At 50.4% G+C, this 6928-nt stretch carries 6 protein-coding genes and 2 pseudogenes; 3 read left to right on the top strand and 5 right to left on the bottom strand.

What is annotated here, in order from left to right; all coding sequences use genetic code 11:
• A pseudogene (locus A3730_RS30275) lies at nt 1-137 on the top strand (IS256 family transposase); the annotation flags it as partial.
• A gap of 195 nt (nt 138-332) precedes the next feature.
• Here A3730_RS30275 and A3730_RS06985 read toward each other — a convergent pair.
• The 3 genes and pseudogenes from A3730_RS06985 to A3730_RS33015 form a co-directional block, all read right to left on the bottom strand.
• Nucleotides 333-1754 (bottom strand): protein kinase, encoded by a 1422-nt coding sequence (locus A3730_RS06985; protein WP_063520011.1) that lies wholly within the window; start codon nt 1752-1754, stop codon nt 333-335.
• A gap of 147 nt (nt 1755-1901) precedes the next feature.
• Nucleotides 1902-2210, bottom strand: coding sequence for an SOS response-associated peptidase family protein (locus A3730_RS06990; protein WP_063520012.1), 309 nt, complete (start codon nt 2208-2210; stop codon nt 1902-1904).
• 13 nt (nt 2211-2223) lie between these two features.
• Nucleotides 2224-2556 (bottom strand): annotated as a pseudogene (locus A3730_RS33015) (hypothetical protein); the annotation flags it as partial.
• A 36-nt stretch (nt 2557-2592) separates the two neighbouring features.
• Here A3730_RS33015 and A3730_RS06995 point away from each other — a divergent pair.
• Nucleotides 2593-3027 carry a LexA family transcriptional regulator gene (locus tag A3730_RS06995; RefSeq protein ID WP_063520013.1) on the top strand — a complete coding sequence of 145 codons (435 nt, stop codon included), beginning with the start codon at nt 2593-2595 and terminating at the stop codon, nt 3025-3027.
• Nucleotides 2993-4282: a Y-family DNA polymerase gene (locus A3730_RS07000; RefSeq protein ID WP_063520014.1), complete on the top strand. Its 1290-nt coding sequence runs from the start codon at nt 2993-2995 to the stop codon at nt 4280-4282. The genes A3730_RS06995 and A3730_RS07000 overlap by 35 nt, the downstream gene beginning before the upstream one ends.
• Before the next feature lie 18 nt (nt 4283-4300).
• On the opposite strand, the gene A3730_RS07005 is transcribed toward A3730_RS07000, so the two are convergent.
• Both A3730_RS07005 and A3730_RS07010 read right to left on the bottom strand, forming a co-directional pair.
• Entirely contained in the window at nt 4301-5437 is a 1137-nt protein-coding gene (locus tag A3730_RS07005; protein WP_063520015.1) for an inovirus-type Gp2 protein, read from the bottom strand.
• Between the two features lie 374 nt (nt 5438-5811).
• Nucleotides 5812-6928, bottom strand: a 1117-nt coding sequence (locus tag A3730_RS07010; protein WP_063537788.1) for an ATP-binding protein, incomplete at its 5' end; no start/stop codon positions are given.

Below are 6928 nucleotides of genomic sequence, written 5' to 3' on the forward strand. Positions count from 1 at the left end.
CCTTACTGAAGCTGCTCTATGCCGGTATACTCAAGGCATCCGAGCGCTGGACCCACCCGGTGCAGAACTGGAATCTGACGCTGTCACAGATGGCCATCCACTTCCCCGAGCGCCTGGACAAATACATCAGCCTGTGAGGCTGCTGGCTGTGACACAGAGTTTTGAACACCCTCGGGGCCTGACTTGACTGCCAGGAGACGACCTCCCATCGCAAAGGATTTCACACCGTGCTCCTTGAGACATGAATCTTGCAATACTTCATCCCCAAAAAATAGATTTTTAGATAACCGATTGCTTTAGTTATGCCAGATTTTCAGAGACTAAAATTTTTATCAGGAGGCATTACTTTCAATATAAGTTCGGAATTCCTGCTCTGACATCGTATCATGGCGTCCATCATAAGTATCAGGCACCAGATTATAGATTGATCTAGTACTGAAAATCACAAAGCTACCACGTAAATACCTGCAAATTAACCGTGCTTGCTCTGGCAGCGGCTCTCCATCAAACTCACCCTCATCCCAATTAAACCGTTCAACGTACTTACCAGAATCAATCTCTACCAATTCCTCATAGGGAGATATCAACGAGTCATTTTCATATGTATTAGTAGACTCAATTTCTTCAGCCTCCATTCGAAAGTAATTCCATTGCGGATGAAGACCGAACGACTCGTATGTTAGCTTTTTTGGTTTCAGGTAATAATACAGCCTCTCAGAAACTTTAACTGCAATCATCCCCTTCTCTTTAGCACGCTCGGCACCTACAAATGTACTCCCTCCACCCCCAGGCAAAAACGCATGATTCAAACCATCAACTCTTGAAATTTCATTTAATACCGTAATTATATTTTCACAATCTCTCCATATAACAGACTCTGGAGAGCCTGCCGGAAACAATGCATTCTGAAGATCAAACCACTCGGTTATATTCTGCTCATGAAAATCATTGTTAATCCTAAGCCAGCCCTCAATCCTACTAATAACATCTTTCATTCCAGGCCGCTTATCGGGAGAGTTATCAGTGCACTCAGTCAATAGATCATGAAGAGACTTTGTGTAAAGCCCTCCACATACCGAGTTGATACTGATCACTGATAATGGACTATACTGGCCATCAAAGCATTTCATATCACCAACAATCGCAATCCATAGAGTCTTTGCAAAGGAGTAAATGTCCGCTTTTTCACCATCAGCCTCATTGGCATAACGTCTCATTTCAGGAGCCATCGTAAACTTAGGGCCAACATCTCCACCTTCCTTAGTAATATCTATTCGACCCGGGTACTTAACAAGTCCAAAATCAGACAAAAATAAACGGTTTTTTAGGAAAAGGATATTGGCTGGCTTTATATCACGATGATGAAATTCTCTTTGATGGAGTTGATGGAGAGTATTAGCCAGTCCCAGCATCCCCTCCACTATCTCCAGAACAGTTTTTCCTTTTCTCCACTCAGAAAACTTGATAGCTTGCGGCATCACAAACCACGGCACCTGATCACCCACATCCTCTGGCAAAAACTTGTCAACCAACGGTATAACACCACTAATATCTTGATTCTTCTCCATGGCTTCTACTTCGGACCTAAATCTATTGTAAATCGTCGGCCTGATTTTTTTTAAAAGCTTTATGGCATAAGAATCATTTCCATCTTTTACTGACCATACTTCTCCATTACCACCAGATCCCAGCTTGTATGAAAGCTTCCAATCGCCAATGGTTTGATTTTTCCTATACTTAATATTTTTCGCCATAATACCCCCCTCAATTCACTTAACCCTCGCCGTCATACGATTTTCTCTAGCACGACACCGCTATGTTTAACTTGTTTTTTCCGAAAAGACTTAATCATTATATCCCTGCCGCCAGACCAATCTTGATTTCCAGCCCTTATGCAGCATTTAATCCTGAATAAGAAAAGGCTCCCCTACCGTCTGCTTGAGGCTGACCTTGTCAATCGGGGTAGCCATCAGATCAGCGCGTATCACTGGGGCTAGCAACCCTTCCAGCGCAGTCACATCCGTCACCTCTGGCGACAACCAAATGTCATACGCATCCTCAGGCAACCACAATGGCGTGGACTTGCGGTGGATCTGCTCCAGGGCCGGGATACCCGGCAGGGTAATGATCGACGCGGAGGTAACTTCCTCCCCTGTCACCTTGTCCGTCCATTCTTTGTACAGCCCCCCCAAAGGCAATGGCGGTGCCATTGGCTGGCTCCAACAGATGCGGGCGCTTGCCGTCCTGGCTCTCGACAAAGGCGGTAGCGGGGATAATGCAGCGCGAATGCTTGAACTCGCGTTTCTGGGGTAGCTTGCGGTAATTGGTGTTTACGCTGAAGTAGTCCCTGTGGGGACGTAGCCCCTCCTGCGTCTGCTGGAGATACAGCCACCACGTCGCCGTGCGCAGTAATCGAGCCTCACTACCGCCCGTCACCACGCTAATCTGGGCCCCAGGCCGAAAGTCACCATAGATCAGTCGGTTAGCGTCCACGCCCAACGATTCTGCCAATTTGGCTGAGCCATCGCTCTTGATTAGCACGTAATTGGTACACATAATCAAATACTGTACTTATGGACAGTTAATTTAGCCATGCCGATTACCACTCTCTCTCCACTGGAGATAAGGGAGCAGTTTGCTGCACCCTGCTATCTCTCCCGCGTCAGGACCGGGTTTCCGAGCCCTGCTGACGATTACATGGACAAGAAACTCGACCTCAATGAGTTCCTTATAAAACACCCCGCCTCAACCTTCTACTGCTGGACCGAGGGGGAATCCATGGAGGGCGTCGGCATCTATGACCGGGATCTCCTGATTGTTGACCGCGAGGAGCAGGCACGGCATCAGGATGTGGTCTTAGCCTTTCTGGATGGTGAGCTGACCTGCAAGATCCTGGATGCCCATCGTCGCCTGCTATGTTCAGCCCACGAGGACTTCCCGCCGATCCCCATCTTGGATGGGAGCGACTTTCAGATTGAGGGGGTTGTGATCAATGCCATCCACCTCTTCCGCCATCGCACTGGTTGACTGCAACTCGTTCTACGCCAGTTGCGAGCAGATCTTCCGGCCTGACTTACGAGGCAAGCCGGTGGTGGTGCTGTCCAATAACGATGGCTTTGTTGTCGCCCGTAGCAAGGAGGCCAAAGCGCTAGGCATCCCAGACCTGGAAGCCTTTTTCAAGATTGAGGGGCTACTCAGAAAGCATGGCGTAGCCATCTTTTCCAGTAATTACCCGCTGTATGGCGACATCTCCAACCGGGTGATGACCAAACTCCAGGCATTCAGCCCCCGGATTGAGGTCTACAGCATCGACGAGATGTTTCTCGACATGGCGGGGATCCCTGGCGATCCGAAGCACACCGCACATGAGATCAAGGCTCAGCTGTGGGATCACATCCGAATGCCAGTGGGGGTAGGCATTGCGCCAACCAAAACATTGGCCAAGCTGGCCAACCGAACTGCCAAGAAGCTCCCGCAGTGTCAGGGTGTCTGTGTGCTGGATGAACCACTGAAGTGGGAATGGGTGCTGAAGCGTGTCCCGGTCACGGCCATCTGGGGGATCGCCCGACGATTGGGGGCCAGGCTCAATGCTGAAGGAATTCACAGCGCTCTCGATATCGCCAGGGCACACCCCAAGGTCATTCGGCGGATGACCAGTATCAACCTGGAACGAACTATCGAGGAGCTGAACGGCAGAGCCTGCCTGGCCCTTGAGGAAGTGCCGCCCGCGAAGAAGCAGATCTACTGCACTCGCTCTTTCGGCAACAAGGCCACTACTTCAGGCCCTGTACTGGAGGCGGTAGCTCTCTACGCGTCCCGAGCCGCCGAGAAACTCCGGAAACAGCACCACCTGGCGTTGAGCATGCATGTGTTCATGCACACCTCGCCATTTGAGCCGAACTTCCACTCCGCCAGCGACTTGGTCCAGCTTCCCTACCCCACCGACGACACACGAGAGATCGTGAAATTGGCCAGGGCGACAGCCGCTCGCCTGTACCAACCTGGCCATGCCTTCCTGAAAGCGGGTGTTGGTCTCGTGAACATCTGCGACCGCAAGCACCATCAGTTCGACATGCTACACCCAGGCCAGACAGAGAGAGCTGACCAGCTCATGACCGTCATCGACAGTATCAACCGTGCCCAAGGGAAAGGCAGCGTGTTCATGGCCTCCCAAGGGACCTCAGCCCCGTGGTACATGAGGCAACAGTTCAGATCACCGGAGTACACAACGCAATGGGCAGAGTTGCCCGTAGCTCACTGTCACACTCTGCCCTGCTCTTGATTGCATTCACACTGTAGGTCAACCACTTTCCCTGGTCGCTGTTCGGTCTCTCCGCTGCTTCAGTGCCTTGAAGCGGGGCCCTCGCACAATGCGCAATTGATTGACGCTCTTTTGTCCGGTTAGCCGAAGGGACTGTTCTTTTTTTGCGAAGTAACGGATGAGAGCCCTCATATTGGCTTCCTGGATTGCATCGCCCTTACGAAATTCTCCAACCGCCAAATGCCGCACAGGGACCTGTAATCGTTTCGACAGCGCCGTTCTAATCTCACCTACATTCACATTAAACCCAGCCCCTTCACCTTTAGTAACCACGTCACACCAATAGCTCTTCAAGTAAGTGCCAAGTAAAACATCCATGCGGACCTTACTACCGTCATATATAAAGTATCCATGCCAGTGATAGCCCTTTTTTGCCCCGTATTCAATCTTGAACACCGCCAACACCAGAGCAGAAAACTGGCGCTTGTTATGCCGCATGTTTCTAATGAAGCGGTCTAGATCGTTTGATATGCACTCTGGGGTTTTATTCCTACGCACAGACTGTTTGTAGCTGCCATCAACACGCACCAAGCGAGCTTTTCGACAAAGGCTCAACGCCTCATTCACTGCCCCGGTGATGCTGTCTACTCTACGCTGCTCCCTGACCACCTGCTGTCTACGAAACTGAAGGATCTCAGGTGCTGATAGCCGCCGTTTCAGTTCGTGAAGATACTCGAGATAGTAATCATGTACCGTTTTACCGCCAACGCGCTCATGCAACCGACGCCCCGTCAAGACGCGAACCGCCGCTTCCCTATTGAGGCCCAGGACAACCTGAACATCCGGGTCCACCTTGTACCCCCAGAAATCATCCTCAGTGAGATTGATACAGGATTCGATGGCTGGTGTCTTCTTATTGGGGATTCTGCGGATAAGCCCTTGGCTAGTCTCCTGCCGTCGGCTAATGACCAGTCGCCGCTGGGGCACGATTTCATCTAAAAGCGTCGTGACGTCCGCAAGCGCACGTGCAGTCTCTGCCTGATCAGTGATGAAGACTTTATTGAGATTATCTCTCTGATTGTAAACATCCAGTCCACAGTCCAGCATTTCATGGAACTGCTCCAGCCGTCCCACTTGAGCTTCTACTGACAGCATCATGCCGTGCCCTTGGTTCATCGTCATTGCTCCAGTATTAACCTTATTCTTTGATGGCTTTTTATGAGCAACGAACCAACCAGAATGGAAATCTGAATATTAATAAAACCAGAGAATAAAACCAGAGAATAAACATGTTCCCCTTTATGATTTACCAGACAACCACTCCCGGATCCCGAAATCACTGACTATCGCCGCTCATATAATGGGCAAAACATGTACGTTATTAAGCAAGCCCTACTAATACTGACACTGCCACCAGTATTAGTAAGAATTTTATTAACATGAGAAATTTCGCAGCCCTGACTATATACTGACCACCACATCACTCTGCCCCCAATGGCTCCTGAGGATTGACCGAGGGCGCTACCCGCTTTTAAGCAAGGAGCCCCCACCTATTGCAGATGGTAGAAGTTTGCTTTGTATACATTATGGCCCGTCTGATAGAACCCGGACCAACGGCCAGTTCCGCAGTTTAGCGCGCCCTTACAGAGGCCCAACTTCTGCTCCACCTTCCTGGCATCCTTGGCACTTCTGGTAGGCAGCGCAAAGTGGGTGTCAACGTTGGCGACCACTTCCTCACTCAGTTCATCAAGCGTTTGAGCGGCCAGCAGGAGGCCAACACCGAACTTCCGGCTCTCTTTCGCAATGGTCTTTATGATGCAGTCATCCGCTTTCTGGCGTATCACCGATCCAGCCTCATCAAGGACGAGATACACCCGAAATGGCGATCCGGCATCAAACGGTGATTCTTTCACTGGCCCCATGGCCGCAATTTCAGCATAGATCATATTCACCAAGGTTCGAGCCACCCAGCCCCTCATTGAAGCGGGGATTCCCTGCATATGAAGACGCGCACCATTCTGTAAAAGATCATCAACCCTCAAGGGCGATTCATGCTCGAAAATAGCGCATGCAGCCAATACATCAACACGGTTTATCAAGCCATCAAAAATCTGCCTTTCCCTGCTGCTTTCGGCCTCGTCTTTCTTCTCAAGAAGAAGATCTCTCAGATCAGAAGGCCGAATACTCTTTGCAGTCGCAGCGGGGGAATCGGAAGCGCTTTCCGTAATCCCCAGGCGCCGCCACAACTCCATGATCGCTGATCGCAGAACGTTGATTTGACCATCTCCAAGCTTTCGCCTCCCCGTCGCTTCAATGGCTCTGACCGCGCTTTCCAGGCACCCTCTCAGACCAAAGACCTCCAATGCCAAGGGCGTTGGCTCCAGAAATCTGATCGAACATTCACCGGAAGCTCCATCTCCAAGATGCAGCGTCCTGATCCCTGATATAGCCAAGTCATCATGAAAATCGAAAATCACTACCGGCACCTTCGAACAAAACAGGTATGATGCGATAAATTTGGCTACGGTCGACTTCCCCATGCCAGATGATCCGGTGATCTCGACATGCCCGTTGGCACATAGTCCTGGAAAAAATCCCAACCCACGACCGGACAAAGCATCAATGCCGATATTAATAGGCGGAACCTGAATGGGCCGAATCACCATT

The organism is Alcanivorax sp. HI0044, assembly GCF_001634945.1.

Bases quoted from the DNA above. Each gene is read 5' to 3' on its own strand.
- A3730_RS06995 (WP_063520013.1), top strand. From the start codon at position 2,593: ATGCCGATTACCACTCTCTCTCCACTGGAGATAAGGGAGCAGTTTGCT.
- A3730_RS07005 (WP_063520015.1), bottom strand. From the start codon at position 5,437: ATGAACCAAGGGCACGGCATGATGCTGTCAGTAGAAGCTCAAGTGGGA.
- A3730_RS06985 (WP_063520011.1), bottom strand. From the start codon at position 1,754: ATGGCGAAAAATATTAAGTATAGGAAAAATCAAACCATTGGCGATTGG.
- A3730_RS07000 (WP_063520014.1), top strand. From the start codon at position 2,993: ATGCCATCCACCTCTTCCGCCATCGCACTGGTTGACTGCAACTCGTTC.
- A3730_RS06990 (WP_063520012.1), bottom strand. From the start codon at position 2,210: ATGGCACCGCCATTGCCTTTGGGGGGGCTGTACAAAGAATGGACGGAC.